Annotated in this window: 17 protein-coding genes; 10 read left to right on the forward strand and 7 right to left on the reverse strand. The window is 67.4% G+C overall.

The window, feature by feature from the left end; translation table 11 throughout:
* Window positions 1-79 precede the first annotated feature (79 nt).
* From H7290_RS19545 to rdgB, 5 genes are all read left to right on the forward strand, one after another.
* On the forward strand, window positions 80-1,057 hold the full coding sequence (locus H7290_RS19545) for a ribose-phosphate pyrophosphokinase (protein ID WP_290515691.1): 978 nt from the start codon (window positions 80-82) through the stop codon (window positions 1,055-1,057).
* Between the two features lie 92 nt (window positions 1,058-1,149).
* Window positions 1,150-1,974, forward strand: coding sequence for a glutamate racemase (gene murI / locus H7290_RS19550; protein ID WP_290515692.1), 825 nt, complete (start codon window positions 1,150-1,152; stop codon window positions 1,972-1,974).
* Window positions 1,971-2,741: an MBL fold metallo-hydrolase gene (locus H7290_RS19555; RefSeq protein WP_290515693.1), complete on the forward strand. Its 771-nt coding sequence runs from the start codon at window positions 1,971-1,973 to the stop codon at window positions 2,739-2,741. The genes murI and H7290_RS19555 overlap by 4 nt, the downstream gene beginning before the upstream one ends.
* Window positions 2,742-2,755: 14 nt before the next feature.
* Window positions 2,756-3,475 (forward strand): ribonuclease PH, encoded by a 720-nt coding sequence (gene rph / locus H7290_RS19560; protein ID WP_290515694.1) that lies wholly within the window; start codon window positions 2,756-2,758, stop codon window positions 3,473-3,475.
* 11 nt (window positions 3,476-3,486) lie between these two features.
* On the forward strand, window positions 3,487-4,101 hold the full coding sequence (gene rdgB, locus H7290_RS19565) for an RdgB/HAM1 family non-canonical purine NTP pyrophosphatase (RefSeq protein WP_290515695.1): 615 nt from the start codon (window positions 3,487-3,489) through the stop codon (window positions 4,099-4,101).
* Window positions 4,102-4,107: 6 nt separating this feature from the next.
* Here the strand turns inward: rdgB and H7290_RS19570 are convergent, their stop codons facing one another.
* From H7290_RS19570 to H7290_RS19580, 3 genes are all read right to left on the reverse strand, one after another.
* Window positions 4,108-4,818: an SGNH/GDSL hydrolase family protein gene (locus H7290_RS19570; RefSeq protein ID WP_290515696.1), complete on the reverse strand. Its 711-nt coding sequence runs from the start codon at window positions 4,816-4,818 to the stop codon at window positions 4,108-4,110.
* Between the two features lie 147 nt (window positions 4,819-4,965).
* Complete coding sequence (locus tag H7290_RS19575; protein WP_290515697.1) at window positions 4,966-5,436, reverse strand: tRNA (cytidine(34)-2'-O)-methyltransferase; 471 nt, start codon at window positions 5,434-5,436, stop codon at window positions 4,966-4,968.
* On the reverse strand, window positions 5,436-6,614 hold the full coding sequence (locus H7290_RS19580) for a benzoate/H(+) symporter BenE family transporter (protein ID WP_290515698.1): 1,179 nt from the start codon (window positions 6,612-6,614) through the stop codon (window positions 5,436-5,438). The genes H7290_RS19575 and H7290_RS19580 overlap by 1 nt, the downstream gene beginning before the upstream one ends.
* Window positions 6,615-6,691: 77 nt before the next feature.
* Here H7290_RS19580 and H7290_RS19585 point away from each other — a divergent pair, with 77 nt between their 5' ends.
* The 5 genes from H7290_RS19585 to H7290_RS19605 all read left to right on the forward strand — a co-directional run bounded on the left by H7290_RS19585 (window position 6,692) and on the right by H7290_RS19605 (window position 10,123).
* Entirely contained in the window at window positions 6,692-7,117 is a 426-nt protein-coding gene (locus H7290_RS19585; protein WP_290515699.1) for an SRPBCC family protein, read from the forward strand.
* Between the two features lie 95 nt (window positions 7,118-7,212).
* Window positions 7,213-8,193: an acyl-CoA dehydrogenase gene (locus H7290_RS19590; protein ID WP_290515700.1), complete on the forward strand. Its 981-nt coding sequence runs from the start codon at window positions 7,213-7,215 to the stop codon at window positions 8,191-8,193.
* Window positions 8,186-8,881 (forward strand): PIG-L family deacetylase, encoded by a 696-nt coding sequence (locus H7290_RS19595; RefSeq protein WP_290515701.1) that lies wholly within the window; start codon window positions 8,186-8,188, stop codon window positions 8,879-8,881. Before H7290_RS19590 ends, H7290_RS19595 begins: the two co-directional genes overlap by 8 nt.
* On the forward strand, window positions 8,878-9,444 hold the full coding sequence (locus tag H7290_RS19600; RefSeq protein ID WP_290515702.1) for an SAM-dependent methyltransferase: 567 nt from the start codon (window positions 8,878-8,880) through the stop codon (window positions 9,442-9,444). The genes H7290_RS19595 and H7290_RS19600 overlap by 4 nt, the downstream gene beginning before the upstream one ends.
* On the forward strand, window positions 9,431-10,123 hold the full coding sequence (locus tag H7290_RS19605; RefSeq protein ID WP_290515703.1) for a glycosyltransferase: 693 nt from the start codon (window positions 9,431-9,433) through the stop codon (window positions 10,121-10,123). The genes H7290_RS19600 and H7290_RS19605 overlap by 14 nt, the downstream gene beginning before the upstream one ends.
* 275 nt (window positions 10,124-10,398) lie before the next feature.
* On the opposite strand, the gene H7290_RS19610 is transcribed toward H7290_RS19605, so the two are convergent.
* From H7290_RS19610 to H7290_RS19625, 4 genes are all read right to left on the reverse strand, one after another.
* A complete protein-coding gene (locus H7290_RS19610; protein WP_290515704.1) occupies window positions 10,399-11,796 on the reverse strand; it encodes an MFS transporter in 1,398 nt (465 codons plus the stop codon).
* A gap of 223 nt (window positions 11,797-12,019) precedes the next feature.
* Window positions 12,020-12,901, reverse strand: a complete 882-nt coding sequence (locus tag H7290_RS19615; RefSeq protein ID WP_290515705.1) for an alpha/beta hydrolase — start codon at window positions 12,899-12,901, stop codon at window positions 12,020-12,022.
* A gap of 38 nt (window positions 12,902-12,939) precedes the next feature.
* Window positions 12,940-13,635 (reverse strand): SRPBCC family protein, encoded by a 696-nt coding sequence (locus H7290_RS19620; RefSeq protein ID WP_290515706.1) that lies wholly within the window; start codon window positions 13,633-13,635, stop codon window positions 12,940-12,942.
* A gap of 1 nt (window position 13,636) precedes the next feature.
* Window positions 13,637-14,434: an SDR family oxidoreductase gene (locus tag H7290_RS19625; RefSeq protein WP_290515707.1), complete on the reverse strand. Its 798-nt coding sequence runs from the start codon at window positions 14,432-14,434 to the stop codon at window positions 13,637-13,639.
* Between the last annotated feature and the right edge of the window lie 44 nt (window positions 14,435-14,478).

A 14,478-nucleotide genomic window follows, 5' to 3' on the forward strand; every position in this document is an offset into this window, starting at 1 on the left:
ATCGTGTCTGCACCACCATTCGCACCCCGAGTTGGCCGGACGTTGCGCGCCGCTCCAGCGCGTCGGCTAGCCTTCTGCCGTGAGTCAGATCGTCGTCTTCTCCGGAAGCGCGCACCGACCCCTGGCCGAGCAGATTTGTTCGGAGCTTGGCCAGCCGCTCTCGGCCTCTGACACGATCCGCTTCAGCAACGACTGCCTCCAGGTGCAGCTGCTCGCGAACTGCCGCAAGAAGGACGTCTACATCATCCAACCGCTGGTCCCGCCGACGCAGGACCACCTCATGGAGCTGCTCCTGATGATCGACGCGGCCCGGGGTGCTTCCGCCGAGTCGGTCACCGCGGTGATACCGCACTACGCGTACGCGCGCTCCGACAAGAAGGACGCCTCGCGCATCTCGATCGGCGGACGACTCGTGGCCGACATGCTCACGACAGCCGGCGCCGACCGGGTCGTCACGATGACTCTGCACGCCCCACAGGTGCACGGCTTCTTCAGCGTCCCGGTCGACCACCTCACCGCGATCGGCGAGCTGGCCGACTACTACCGGGGTCGCGACCTCTCCAACACCGTCGTCGTCTCGCCCGATCTCGGCAACGCCAAGACGGCCTCCTTGTTCGCCCGTCTGCTCGGGTTGCCGGTCGCGGCAGGCTCGAAGCAGCGCCAGGCGGACGACAAGGTCGTCATCGACGCCATCGTCGGTGACGTGGCGGGCCGCACGGCGATCGTCCTCGACGACGAGATCGCCACGGGCGGCTCGATCGTCGAGCTGATGAACAAGCTCGCCGAGGAAGGATGCACCGAGGCGTCGGTAGCCTGCACCCACGGGCTGTTCACGGGCAAGGCCGTCGAGCGTCTGCGCAACCACCCCTCGATCACCGAGGTCGTCACGACCGACACGGTCCCGCCGCCGGCCGACTGGCCGGAGCTGCAGGTCCGTTCGGTTGCCAGGCTGTTCGCCGAGGCCATCGCCCGCATCCACGCAGGTGAGTCGGTGTCATCACTCTTCGACGGGGTGGACCCGGCTCACGCACCACCGCAGCCCAAGCTTCCGCTCTGAAACGCCTACCGGTCGGACTGCAAGGTGGCTCACATGTGATCTGCGGCCCGTTCACTTTGCCGTAACACTCCGCCCGCGTAGGCTTTTCCGTTGTGACTGACGCTCCCATCGGCATCTTCGACTCCGGCTTCGGCGGCTTGACCGTCGCCCGAGCCGTTCTCGACCAGCTGCCGCACGAGCCAGTGCTCTACCTGGGTGACACCGCCCGACAGCCGTACGGCCCCCGACCGATCTCGCAGGTCCGCGAATTCGCGCTCGAGTGCCTCGACCACCTGGTGGCCCAGGGGGTCAAGGTTCTCGTCATTGCCTGCAACTCCGCCAGCGCGGCCGTCCTGCGTGACGCCCGCGAGCGCTATGACGTGCCCGTCGTCGAAGTCATCGTGCCCGCCACCCGTCGCGCCGTCAGCGCCACCCGCAACGGCTCGATCGGCGTCATCTGCACCGAGGCGACCGCCACGTCCCGTGCCTACGACGATGCCTTCGCTGCCAATCCCGGCATCACTCTGCACACGCAGGCATGCCCCCGACTCGTCGAGTTCGTCGAGACGGGCGTCACCAGCGGGCCCGAGCTGATCGCGGCGGCACAGGGCTACCTGCAACCCCTCATCGATCTCGAAATCGACACGCTCGTGCTCGGCTGCACGCACTACCCGCTCCTCACCGGTGTGCTGTCCTACGTCATGGGCGACGGTGTCACGCTCGTCTCGAGTGCCGAGGAGACCGCCAAGGATGTCTACGCGTTGCTCGTCCGTGAGGGCCTCGAGCGCGACAGGTCGCTGCCCGAGCCACACCACCGCTTCCTCACGACGGGCAGCCCCGAGGAGTTCCGCGATCTCGGCCGTCGGTTCCTGGGCCCCGAGATCGAGTCCGTCGATCGGCTTCTCACCACCGCACGGGTTGCACGGGTGACCACATGAGCATCAAGCTCACCGTCATCGGGTGTGCTGGCTCGTTCCCAGGTCCCGATTCCCCGGCCAGCTGCTACCTGCTCGAAGCGCCGTTCGAGGGACGCACCTACCGTCTCCTCCTCGACCTCGGCTCGGGTGCCTTCGGTCCGCTTCAGCGCCACTGCGACGTGAGCGACATCGACGCCGTCGCGCTCTCGCACCTACATGCCGACCACTGCTTCGACATGTCGGCGTTCTACGTCGTCAGCAAGTACAACCCTGACGGGCCCCTCGATCGCATCCCTGTGCTCGCCCCCGAGGGCGCCGACACGTTCCTCGCGTCGGCCTACGGCATCGAGGAGCCCTGCGGCATGAACGAACAGTTCGCGTTCGAGCCGTGGCTCGACGGCAGGCAGTCTGTCGTCGGACCCTTCACCGTGCTGGCGGTACGGGTCGACCACCCGGTGCCGGCCTATGCGATCAGGATCTCGACCCCGGAAGGTTCGTTGGTCTACTCCGGCGACACAGGGCCGACCGAGGCACTCGCCGACCTCGCCGCGGGGGCCGACCTGTTCCTGTGCGAGGCCTCGTTCCTCGAGGACGCGATCAACCCACCCAACCTGCACCTGACAGGTGCGGAGGCCGGCGACTACGCCACGCGCGGTGGTGTCGGCAGGCTCCTCGTCACTCACATACCGGCCTGGACCGACCGCGCCATGGTCGAGGCCGACGTCAAGAGCACATGGGACGGGCCCTACGAGCTGGTGACCGCAGGATCGACCTACACGGTCGGCTAGATAGGCTCGCGGGCATGACCCGCGAAGACGGCCGTAGTGCCGACCAGCTCCGACCTGTCACGATCACCCGCAACTGGCTCGACCATGCGCAGGGTTCCTGCCTGATCGAGTTCGGCAAGACCAAGGTCCTCTGCGCCGCGAGCGCCAGCGAGGGTGTGCCCCGGTGGCGCAAGGGCTCGGGCCTCGGCTGGTTGACGGCCGAGTACGCGATGCTGCCGCAGGCCACCCACGACCGCTCGGCACGGGAGTCCGTCAAGGGCCGCATCGGCGGACGCACGCACGAGATCTCGCGCCTGGTCGGCAGGTCGCTGCGCGCCGCGATTGACTACAAGGCGCTGGGCGAGAACACGATCACGATCGACTGCGACGTGCTGCAGGCCGACGGCGGCACCCGTACGGCTGCGATCACCGGCGCCTACATCGCCTTGGCGGACGCCGTCGAGCACCTGCGTTCCAAGGGTGCGTTGGTGGGTGAACCCCTCGTCGAGTCAGTCGCGGCCATCAGCGTCGGCATCATCGACGGAGTGCCGCTGCTCGACCTCCCGTACGTCGAGGACGTCCGGGCCGAGACCGACATGAACGTCGTGATGACGGGCTCCGGCAAGTTCATCGAGGTGCAGGGCACCGCCGAGGGCGTGCCGTTCGACAAGACCGAGCTTGACGCCCTGCTCGAGCTGGCCGGCAAGGGCTGCACCGACCTGACGCGTATGCAGAACGAAGCACTCGGTAGGTGAGAGAGGTGCCGATGAGGGTCGTCCTGGCCACCAACAACGCGAAGAAGCTCGCCGAGCTGCGCCGCATCCTCACCCCACTGGTGCCCACGATCGAGGTGCTCGGCCTTGCCGACGTCCCCACTTACGACGAGCCGGCGGAGACAGAACCGACGTTCGAGGGCAATGCACTGATCAAGGCGCGGGCATGTCTCGCTGCGACAGGTCTTCCATCGCTCGCTGACGACTCTGGGCTGTGCGTCGATGCCCTGAACGGCATGCCGGGGGTGTTGTCGGCCCGGTGGTCCGGGGTGGCCAAGGACGCCGGCGGTGACGCCGCCAACAATGCGTTGCTGCTGAACCAGCTGTCGGAGGTGCCCGAGCACCGACGCACGGCGCAGTTCCGGTGTGCGGTGGCCTTTTGCACGCCCGACGGAATCGAGGTCGGCGAGGTCGGTGAGATGGCGGGGCGCGTGCTGAGCAGCGAGCAGGGTGCTGGTGGGTTCGGTTACGACCCGCTGTTCGCCGCCGACGGCTACGACATCTCGACCGCCGAGCTTGCGCCGAAGGAGAAGGACCGCATCAGCCACCGTGGCAAGGCCCTGACGGCGATCGCACCCACCGTGGTCGATGCTCTCGCCAAGCTGTGATGTCGCCTAGTCGATCGAGCGGATGACCCGGTCGGCGATGGCCACGCTGCCGGCTCGGTTGGGGTGCACCCCGTCCAGGACACGAGCAGTGGTGAGCGTGCCGCGAGTGTCGATGAACTGGAGCCCGTGTCGCGTTGCCGCATCCTTGATGATCATGGTGATCCGCAGCCCGTCGATCTGGTCGAGTGGACCCCACGGAGGTCCCATCACGATGATGCGGGTCGACGAGGGCAGGAAGGTCTGCAGCACGTCGAGGTAGCGGTTGACGGCGCGGTCGATCATGATGTCGGGCGCCTCTACGTATCGTCCGCGTCGGCAGAACGACCAGTCGTTGCGTCCCGCCTCGATGATCAGCATGGAGGGTGGGGGACCGGTGAACGCCGCGTCCCGGTCGATCAACCGGTCGCCGCTGCATGGTCCTGCGGGGCCATGCCCGGAGCGGAGGTAGCCCGAGCCCGACTGGGCGTACGTCGTGACGTGTGCGCCGAACCGGCGGCCGACGATGCTCCACCAGCCCTGCCTCAGGTCGCCCGGTGTGTCGTTGTAGCGCGCCGTGATGGAGTCGCCCACGACCACGATGCCCAGCGGAGCGAGCGCCGAGACGCTGGCCTGCTCACCACCCTGCGCACCCTGCCATGCGATGAACGGCGCGATGATCACCGCGAGGACGAACGAGACAACAATCGTGGGGCGAACGGCCGTTCTGGGCATGGTCATGGTGCGTTTTTCTTCCTCACTCGCGAGGCCAACTGTAGGCCGACTTCACCGCGAACAATGCCCAAACGCGTCAAGTCAACACAATCGTCATCAGCGCGTCGCAGAAGCCACCGGTGCACTGGTCGTGCGGCGGTGTCTGGTTGCCCCTCAGCCGCCTTCGGGCATCGCGAAATCGTGCTGCCGCCACGCTTCGAACACGGCGACAGAAGCCGTGTTGGCGAGGTTCATCGAGCGTCGGCCCGGCAGCATCGGCAGCCGTACGCGCGCGGTGACCCGGGGATCGGCAAGCACCTCGGGGGGCAGCCCGGTCGGTTCGGCGCCGAAGAGCAGGACGTCGCCCGGCTCGTACGCCACATCGGTGTACCGCTGCTCACCGCGCGCCGTGAACGCGTAGACGTGGGCTGGCAGCAGCGCATCCATCGCGGCATCGAGGTCGGCGTGGACCGTCATCACGGCGAGGTCGTGGTAGTCGAGCCCCGCGCGGCGAAGCTTGGACTCCTCGAGGTCGAAACCGAGGGGCTCGACGAGATGCAGCTCGGCACCGGTGACGGCCGCCAGCCGGATCGCGGCGCCGGTGTTGCCGGCGATGCGTGGCTCGTGGAAGAGGATTCGGAACATCAGCCCACCCGATCTGTGCGCCAGTCGAGCACGAAGTGAACCAGGAGCCCGGCGATGATTGCCCAGAATGCCGAGCCGACCCCGAACGCGGTGATGCCGGACGCAGCGACAAGAAACGTGATCACTGCCGCCTCTCGCCCACCTCGGTGCGCCACGGCGCCTTCGAGCGCGTTGGCGAGGGTCCCCAGGAGTGCCAGCCCGGCGACGGTCGCGATGACACCGGCCGGAGCAACCGTCACCAGTGCGGCGAGTGCGGACGACGCAGCCGCCAGCAGCACGTAGGTCGATGCCGCAGACTGGGACGCTATCCAGCGGCGACTCCTGTCGGCCCCGGCATCGGGACCCGCGGCGAGGGCCGCGCTGATCGCTGCGAGGTTGACCGAGTGTGCGCCCGCCGAGGCGCCGACGATCGTCGCGACACCTGCGGTGGCCATCGAGGCGCGCCAGGGGACGTCGTAGCCGAACGACTTCATGATCGCCACCCCCGGGACGTTCTGCGACGCCACCGTGACGATGTAGAGCGGCAGCGCGATGCCGACCACGGCGGCCCACGTCCACGTGGGGGAGGTGAGAGACAGATGCGGGGCGAGCGCCGAGGCGGCGACACCCGTGCCCGTGTGCACCATCTCGACCCCGATCACGACCCCGGCGGTCACGAAGGCGGCCGGCACGGCCCACCGAGGAGCGAGCCTGACGCCCACGAGCCACACGAGCACGATCGGGATGATGGCACCGGGACTTCTGACCAGGCTCGTGACGGGTGCGTAGCACAGCTCGAGCACCACCCCGGCGAGCATGGCCTGCGCGATCGGGGCAGGGATACACGCAATGAGCAGCCCGAGCGCTGGCCACAGGCCCGTGACGAGGTAGGCGACACCGACGATGACGAAGGCGCCCACGGCTGCCGACCAACCGCCGTCGACGGGTTGCGTCCCGGCGAGCAGGGCGACGCCCGGAGTCGACCAGACGAGGACGAGCGGCATGCGGTAGCGACGACTGAGCCAGATCATGCCGACGGCCTGGGTGAGGCACAGCGCGAGCAGTCCGGAGGCTGCCTGCTGCGGCGTCGCCCCCACGGCGGTCAGGCCTGTGAGGACCACCGCGAACGAGCTGGTGTAACCCACGAGGGCGGCGATGATGCCGGCACTGACAGGTTGCTGGACGTCCGCGCGGTTCATGTGCGCACCGGCAGAAGTCCGTGGCGCTCCATGGACATGAACCCTAGACGTCCGGCCGCCCCCTACAATCACCGGTTATGCCCACTCCTCAGCGCGTCCACGTCACCCACACGTTCACGTCCGACCCGGCCACCGTCTTCGAGAAGCTGTCTGAGCACGAGAACCTCGGTCCGGTCTTCGGGGCGAAGATCACCCGGGTGCGCGACGGCGACACCTCTCGCAACGGGGTCGGTTCGACCCGCCGCCTCAAGATCGGTCCGCTGCCGGGGTTCGACGAGACCACCACGACCGCCGAGCCGAACACCCTGATCGAGTACAAGATCACGAGGGGCGGTCCGCTCAAGGGCCACTGGGGCGTGCAGAGGCTCAGCCCGACGGCCGACGGCGGCACGTTGCTCGACTACACGATCGGCTTCGACGCACCGGTGCCCGGCATGGCGGCACTCGTCGGCAAGATCCTGACCGGGGCCATCTCGAAGGGCCTGCCCAAGCTCGCCGACTGAGCCCGCGCGGGGCCGTCGAGATCGTTTGAGGCGGCGGTCGCAGGGGTAACTCACGGGACAATCGACCAGGCGCGCTGGTCGCTCGGGAGGGACCCATGACGACGCATGCCGAGCCGGTGAGCAGCCTGACCGCGAACCCCGCGACGATCACCGTCGACGATCTGGTGTCTGCCGTCCACGGCGCCCTGCCACACCCAGGCGACGGGTCGACCGCCGCGCGATGGCGCGCTCTCGCCGCGGTCGCGCGCGCTGATCTCCCCTTGGCCAAGCTGGTCGAGCCGCACCACGACGCCGCAGCGATATTGCGTGACCTCGACGGCCCGCCGCAGGCCGTCGGGGACGTCTGGGGGGTGTGGGCAGCGGAGCCGCCGTTCGCGAGGCTCACCGCCGACCAGACGGGCGACGGATGGTTCCTCTCCGGCCGCAAGGCGTTCTGCTCGGGTGCTTCGCTGGTCACGCACGCCCTCGCCACCGCCGACGCGGGAAGGGGGTCGCGACTGTTCGCGATCGACATGCGCCACCACCAGGTCTCGGCAGACATGTCCGCTCCGGCGTGGAGCGGACACGGCATGCACCGCGCGGACACCGGGACCCTGCTGCTCGAAGGGGTGCCCGCCACACCCGTCGGACAGGTCGGCGGGTACGTCTCGCGGGCAGGCTTCTGGCATGGTGCCATCGGCATCGCCGCATCCTGGTGGGGTGGCGCGCAAGGCGTTGCCGACACGCTGGAGGGTGCGCGGGAACGCCTCGACAAGCACGGCCTCGCCCACCTCGGTGCAGTGCGGGCCGACCTCGACAACCTCGGGGCGGTCATCGCTCAGTCGGCGGCGCAGATCGACGAGGGCGAAGCCTCGGACGTCGCGGATGCCGAGCGACTCGCCCTGTCGACCCGCAGCCTCGCCGCGGACGTGGTCGACCGTGTCATCGCGCGTGTCGGCCGAGCGCTCGGCCCCGGGCCGCTTGCCTTCGACCAGCACCACGCCGACCACGTGGCGGATCTGCAGGTCTTCGTCCGTCAGCACCACGCCGAGCGTGACCTCGAGCGGCTCGGCGCATGGGTCCCGAGCCGTGTCTGAGTCCTGGCGGGAGCATCTCGCGGACTCAGCTCCGGAGCCGGTCGATGACCCCGGCGGACCTGTGCTGGTGGTGTCGGCGCACCCCGACGACGAGGTGCTGGCCATCGGGGCATGGCTCTCGTCGCAGCGAGATCGGGACCTGACCTTCGTGACCGTGACCGACGGCGAGGCGTCGCACCCCGACAGCCCGACGATGACCGCCGACGACCTCCGCTCGGCCAGGCCTGCCGAGCTCACCGACGCACTGCATCTGCTCGGGATCGAGTCACCCGTCATCCATCGCCTCGGTATCTCCGACGGCGAGATCTCGTCCGAGCGGGAGACGCTGCTACTGGCCTTGCGGCCGTTCGTCGCCGCGGCGGGCCTGGTGCTCGGCCCGTACCGCCACGACGGGCACCCCGACCACGATGCTGTCGGCAGCGCGTTGGCCGAGCTCTGCGGGCGACACACGACGCTGTGGGAGTTCCCGATCTGGACCTGGGCGTGGACCGTGCCGGGTACCCACCCGGCGACCGGGTCGATGAGGTGCCTGCCCGGTTCCGACGACGACCGTGTCAGCAAGCGACGAGCCGTCGCGGCCTTCACGACGCAGGTTCGACCGTTGAGCGACGACCCTGCCGACCGTGCCGTGGTCGACGGCCCCCTGCTCGAGCATGCCGAGCACGCTCCCGAGGTCGTGCTGGCATGACGGACGCCCGCTACTTCGAGGACCTCTACGCGCAGTCGGACGATCCGTGGCATCTCGCGCAGCGCCCCTACGAACGTCGCAAGTACGAGCTCACGATGGCGAGCCTCCCGCACCAGCACTACCGCCGGGCGTTCGAGCCGGGATGCTCCATCGGGCTGCTCACCGAGATGCTCAGCAAGCGCTGCGACGAAGTCGTGGCCACAGACCCGTTCGCGGCACCGCTGGCGGACGCGGCGTCCAGGTTGGCACCGCGGAACATCAACGTCGCGCAGGGACGCATCCCCGACGACTGGCCGGACGGCACGTTCGACCTGATCCTCCTGTCCGAGCTGCTCTACTACCTGTCGGCCGACGATCGTGGGTTTGCCCTCGACGCCGTCGAGTCGAGCCTCGACGCTGGCGGCCATCTGATGGCGGTCCACTGGCGGCACCCGTTCGACGAGGCGGAGTGCACCGGCGACGACGTCCACGCCGAGATCGCCGCACGCGAGAGTCTCGAGCCGGTCGTGCGGCACGAGGAGACCGACTTCCTGCTGGAGGTGTTCCGCCGTGCCCAGGCGTGAGGTCGACACGATCGTCGTGGTGATCCCCGCACACAACGAGGAGTCGAACATCGCCCGTGCCCTCGCCGGGGTGCGACGGGCCATCGTCCCCCTCGCCCGATCGGTCGACGTCGAGGTCGTCGTGGTCGTCAACGGCGGCATCGACCGGACAGCCGAGATCGTCCGGCAGGAGGGCGCCCACCTCCTCGTGTCTGACATCGCTGATGTCGGCGCAGCCAGGAGCACGGGATGCCGGTGGGCGCTGCTGCGATTCGCCAGCCGCCTCGACCGGCTGTGGATCGCGACGACCGACGCCGACAGCCTCGTGCCCCGGCACTGGCTCGCCGAACATCTCGGGGCGGCAGAGGGCGGCGCGGACGTCGTGCTGGGCACCGTGGTGCTGGCCCCGCACGAGGCCCGCCGCCACCGCGGCTGGGCCGAGACGTACGCGCAGGACGCAGCTCGCCGGCGTCACCACGGTCATGTGCACGGCGCGAACATGGGTATTCGTGCCCGCCGTTACCTCGAGGTTGGTGGCTTCCGTGCGATGGCCGCGCGCGAGGACGTCGATCTCGTCGAGCGGCTGCGCAGTGCGAGCGCACGGATCGCCTGGTTGAGTCACGTCCCGGTGCTCACGTCGGCCCGACACGACAACCGCGTGGTGGCCGGGGTGGGCAACGACCTTGCCGCCTCGATGTAGGTCCAGCGCGAGCGGGGGTGACGCCGTGCGACGGCGTGGCGGTTGAGGGGCGGGGGCTCACCGGCGGGCAGTCGACGCGTCGACGAATGCGGGCACGACGCCCACGCAGTCCATCTACAGGTCGAGCGGCATGGGGGCTCCAGCGCCGTCACGACCATCACGGGTGAGCATTCCGATTGTCGCTCGGTCAGCGTCAGACCTCAGCAGAAGGACAACCCCCTGATCGGCAGGGACGCCGTTCAGGGGGTTGTCTTCTCTGATCTCTTGTCGGCTACCTACAGGTAGACCTTCTCCGGCACCTCGAGGGTGCCGTCGATGTTGTCGAGTTCCTGGTTCTTCGTCTCCGGTGTGGCGAACGCCATCCAGACCGCTGCGAGTGTCATCAGCACTGCAACAGCCGCGAACGTCAGGGGAAGGCCGACGTGAGGCCACAGCAGCGAGCCGAAGATCAGCGGTACGAATCCTGCCCCGACCCGGCTGACACTTGACGCCCAGCCGAACCCGCTGGCTCGCAGGTGAGTCGGGTACAGCTCGGAGACATACGTGTAGAGCGCCGGGATCGTCAGCTCGATCACGAATCCGAATATGCCGATCCACCAGACCGCCGCAGTAGGCATGTCCAGCACCAGGGCGAACACGACCAGCGACGCGCCGGCCACTGGGCCACTGAGGCCGATCACCCACTTGCGTCCCACCACGTCGACGAGCAACGCAGAGACGAGAACGCCCACCACTCCGACTCCGGTCATCAAAGTCGTGACCATGAAAGCGGCGTATTCGCCGTACCCCTGCTCGACCAAGATGCTCGGCAACCAGAGCAAGGAGCCGTAGTAGAGCAGGAAGACGGTGAGGAAGAGGGCCCAGCACACGGAAGTGATCTTGGCGCTGAACTTCCACAGTTCCGGAAGTTGCTTGGCGATGGATGCCAACGACAATTGCGGTGCTTCGTGGGTGGCGGAGAACTCCCAGTCCTCGGGGGCGGCGCCGGTACGTTCGACGAGTGAGTCGATGACCTCACGAGCCTCGGCGTGACGGCCACGGCGGATGAGGAACATCGGTGACTCGGGGACGGAACGCCTGATCCAGAACAAGAGGAATGCTGGCAGCACCATCACGAGCATCATTGCCCGCCAGTTGTCGATCAAGGTGAAGCCCAGGAGGGCGGTGCTCACCAAGCCGCACAGCGTTGCCCCGATGGGCCACCACACGTCCATCGCGGTGAGAACGCGGCCGCGTACGGCGGCTGGTGTGAATTCGCCGACCAGTGCGTAGTCGACCGGGATGCAGCCACCGAGACCGAGTCCTGCGCAGAACCGAAAGACACAGAACAACCAGAAGGCGGGGGAGAGGGCGCCCAGAACGGTGAAGATCGAGAAGACGAGAAGCGTGAGGCTGAACGCTGTCTTGCGACCGATGATGTCGGCGAGTCCACCCCACATGAACGCCCCAATTGCCATTCCGATGAGGTTGGCGGTGCCGACCCATGCTGCTTGGCCGAGGGAAAGGCCCCACTCGTCACTGACGAGCGGGATCAGGAACCCGTTCATGGTCACGTCCCAGGCGTCGAACATGAACCCCAGGCCGCCGATGATGAACACCACGCCTTGGACGCGCCAGCGCCACGGCAGTTCTTGTACGATCTGGTCGCCCGTCTTGATGGTCTCTGTTGCCATGTTGGTCGATGCTCCCTTGTCCTCAGCTGGGACCGCTTGTCCGTCTCCTGACGCACCGGCGATGTGGTATATCAAATTTCAAATATAATGAAACCCGAGATCTGTGTCACAGTCAAGGTTTCAGACCCGACCCGTGACACGTGTTGCCGGTTGCCTTGAGACCGTTGCTGGACATGTCGTCCCGCCCTCTGCTGGCCACATGTTCTGATCGTGACGGCCCCTTCTACTTCGCGCCCGTTGTCGAGGTGGAGGGCGCCCGCGGGTCGCGTTCGCCCCATTTGTCGTGCTCGACAGCGGTGAAGAATCTTTCGAGGAGGGCATTGAACAGGACCGGCTCCTCGAGATTGGTGACGTGGCCGGATTTTGGCAACACTGCCAAACCGCAGCGCGGGATCGTGCGCTTCAGCATCAGGTCGGTCTCTAGGACCCCGTTGTCCTCGTCCCCTGCGATGACCAGCACGGGTGGTTCGCAGGCGGCGAGCTCGTCCTGCATCGCATAGAGCGACGGTCGAGTTTTCTGGACGCCGCGCATCGTGTTGGCGGCCCCCACGGGATCATGTTGGGCCAGTAGTTGCACGTGCCCACCGTGGCCACGCGGGTCCTTGGCCTCGTACTGCACGCGAGCCGGGCCGAAGCCATACCAATGTGACATCGCCGCCGACCCTTCGTCCTCGAAGGCCGTGGCAACCTTTTCCGATTCCCTGCGGAACTGCTCCTCGTTGTCCGGATGTGCGCCGTACCCGCAACCTGCCACCACTGATCCCCGTGTCCGGTTCGGATGAGCCAGTGCGAAGTGGAGGGCGCAGAAGCCGCCCATCGAGTTGCCGACCACGAACGCCTTGTCCACCCCCGCGTCGTCCATCACGGTGAGGACGTCGGCGACCGCACGTGCCTGGCTGTAGGCCGTTGGGTCCTGTGGCACGTCGGAAGGAGGGAAGCCTCGGGCCGCGAGCACGATGCAGCGGTAGGTGCGCGCAAAATGGCGAACCTGTGGCTCCCACGACCGGTGATCGCCGGCGAACTCGTGCAGGAAGACCAGAGGGTCACCGCGACCGGTCTCCTCGTAGTAGAGATTGACGCCGTCATCGGTTGAGACGTTTGGCATCTTGGATCCTCACTTTGTCGGGTCGGCGCCAGCCGAGGTCAGTTCCTGCGGTATCGGTCCTTGCGACCGACGCCGATCCGCGCTCCGAGATAGGCCGCGAGCCCGGCGGCCGCGACGGTGCCCATGGAGCGCATGTGCCGTTGCAACAGTGGCCGGATGATCAGGCTCCATACGTCGAAGTCGCCGCCAGTCGCCGCAGCTGGCGGACCATCGAACGCGGCTGGTCCTTCCTCCTCGTCGCGGGAAGACGGATCTGGCAGGCCGGTTTCCGCTGGGGCGGAAGAGCCACCGGGGGCCAGCATCTGCTCGACGTTGCTTGCGAACGTCTGCATGATGCCGTCGGTGACCTCGCCGATCACGCCCCGACCGAACTGGGCCACCTTGCCCCGGATGCTGAGCTCGGTGTTGATCGCCACCAGTGTGCGCCCTTGTTGCTCGCTCAGCTGGGCGATGATGTGTGCATCGGCATTGCCGGCACCGCGGAGCTCGCGCCCTTTCGCCCGCATGGTGAGCCGCAATTGATCATGATCGACCTCCAGGATCTTGAACTGGCCTGTGTAGGCAACTCCCAGGGGCCCGACCTTGACCTTGACCTCGCCTTCGTAGGTGTCGGGTTCGGGACGGCCCGTGACCCGGGAACCGGGCATGCACGAGGCCACTCGCTCGATGTCCAGGAAGGCAGCGAACACCTCGGCGGACGGTCGGTCGATGGAGAAGGAGTTGGAGAGCTTCACCTCAGCGTTCCATCAGGGACTTGCGTTGGGCCCCGTCGATCGGGATGTGGGCGCCGTGCACGCTGGCGGCGACGTCGGAGGCAAGGAAGGACACCAAGGCGGCTACTTCCTGGGGTTGGGTTATTCTGCCCAGCGGGATCGATGCCTCGGCCCGGCGACGGGCCTCCGCCTGGTCCACGCCCATGTCACGTGCGAATGCCTTTTCGAGACCGTCCCAGCGCTCAGTGTCGACGGGGCCCGGGTTGACCGTGTTCACCCGGATTCCTTTGGGACCGTACTGGTCGGCGATGGAGGATGCGAAGTTCAGGTCGGCGGCGTTGGCCGCGCCGGCGGTCATCTCCCAATAGCTGGGCTTCAGCCCGTCGTTGCCCACGACGAGCACGATCGCTCCGGAGCCCTGCTTGACCATGTGCGGGACGACCGAGCGGACCGTACGGACGTAGCCCATGAACTTGAGGTTGAGGCTCTCCATCCACTGTTCGTCGGTCAGCTCCTCGAGCAGACCGCCGGGTGAGCTCCCGGCGCAGGTCACCAGAACGTCGATGCGGCCAAACTCCTCCAGCGCAGCCTCGACACAACGGTCGACGTCTGCGGACCGGCTCATGTCGCCTGCTTGGGCGACAACCTTGCTTCCGGTCGCGGCGGCAATCTCGGCTGCTGTCTTCTCCAAGGCCTCGGGGTTGCGCGCAGTGATGACCACGTCACAGCCCTCGCTCGCCAGTCGGGTGGCAACCTCACGACCGATGCCTTTGCTTGCGCCGGTGATCAGGGCCACTTTGTTGACCAGATTCAAATCCATGCTGAACTCCTCCGTTGGATTGGTATATCAAATACCACTCAGCG

Source organism: Aeromicrobium sp., from assembly GCF_014378035.1.
Taxonomy (GTDB): domain Bacteria; phylum Actinomycetota; class Actinomycetes; order Propionibacteriales; family Nocardioidaceae; genus Aeromicrobium.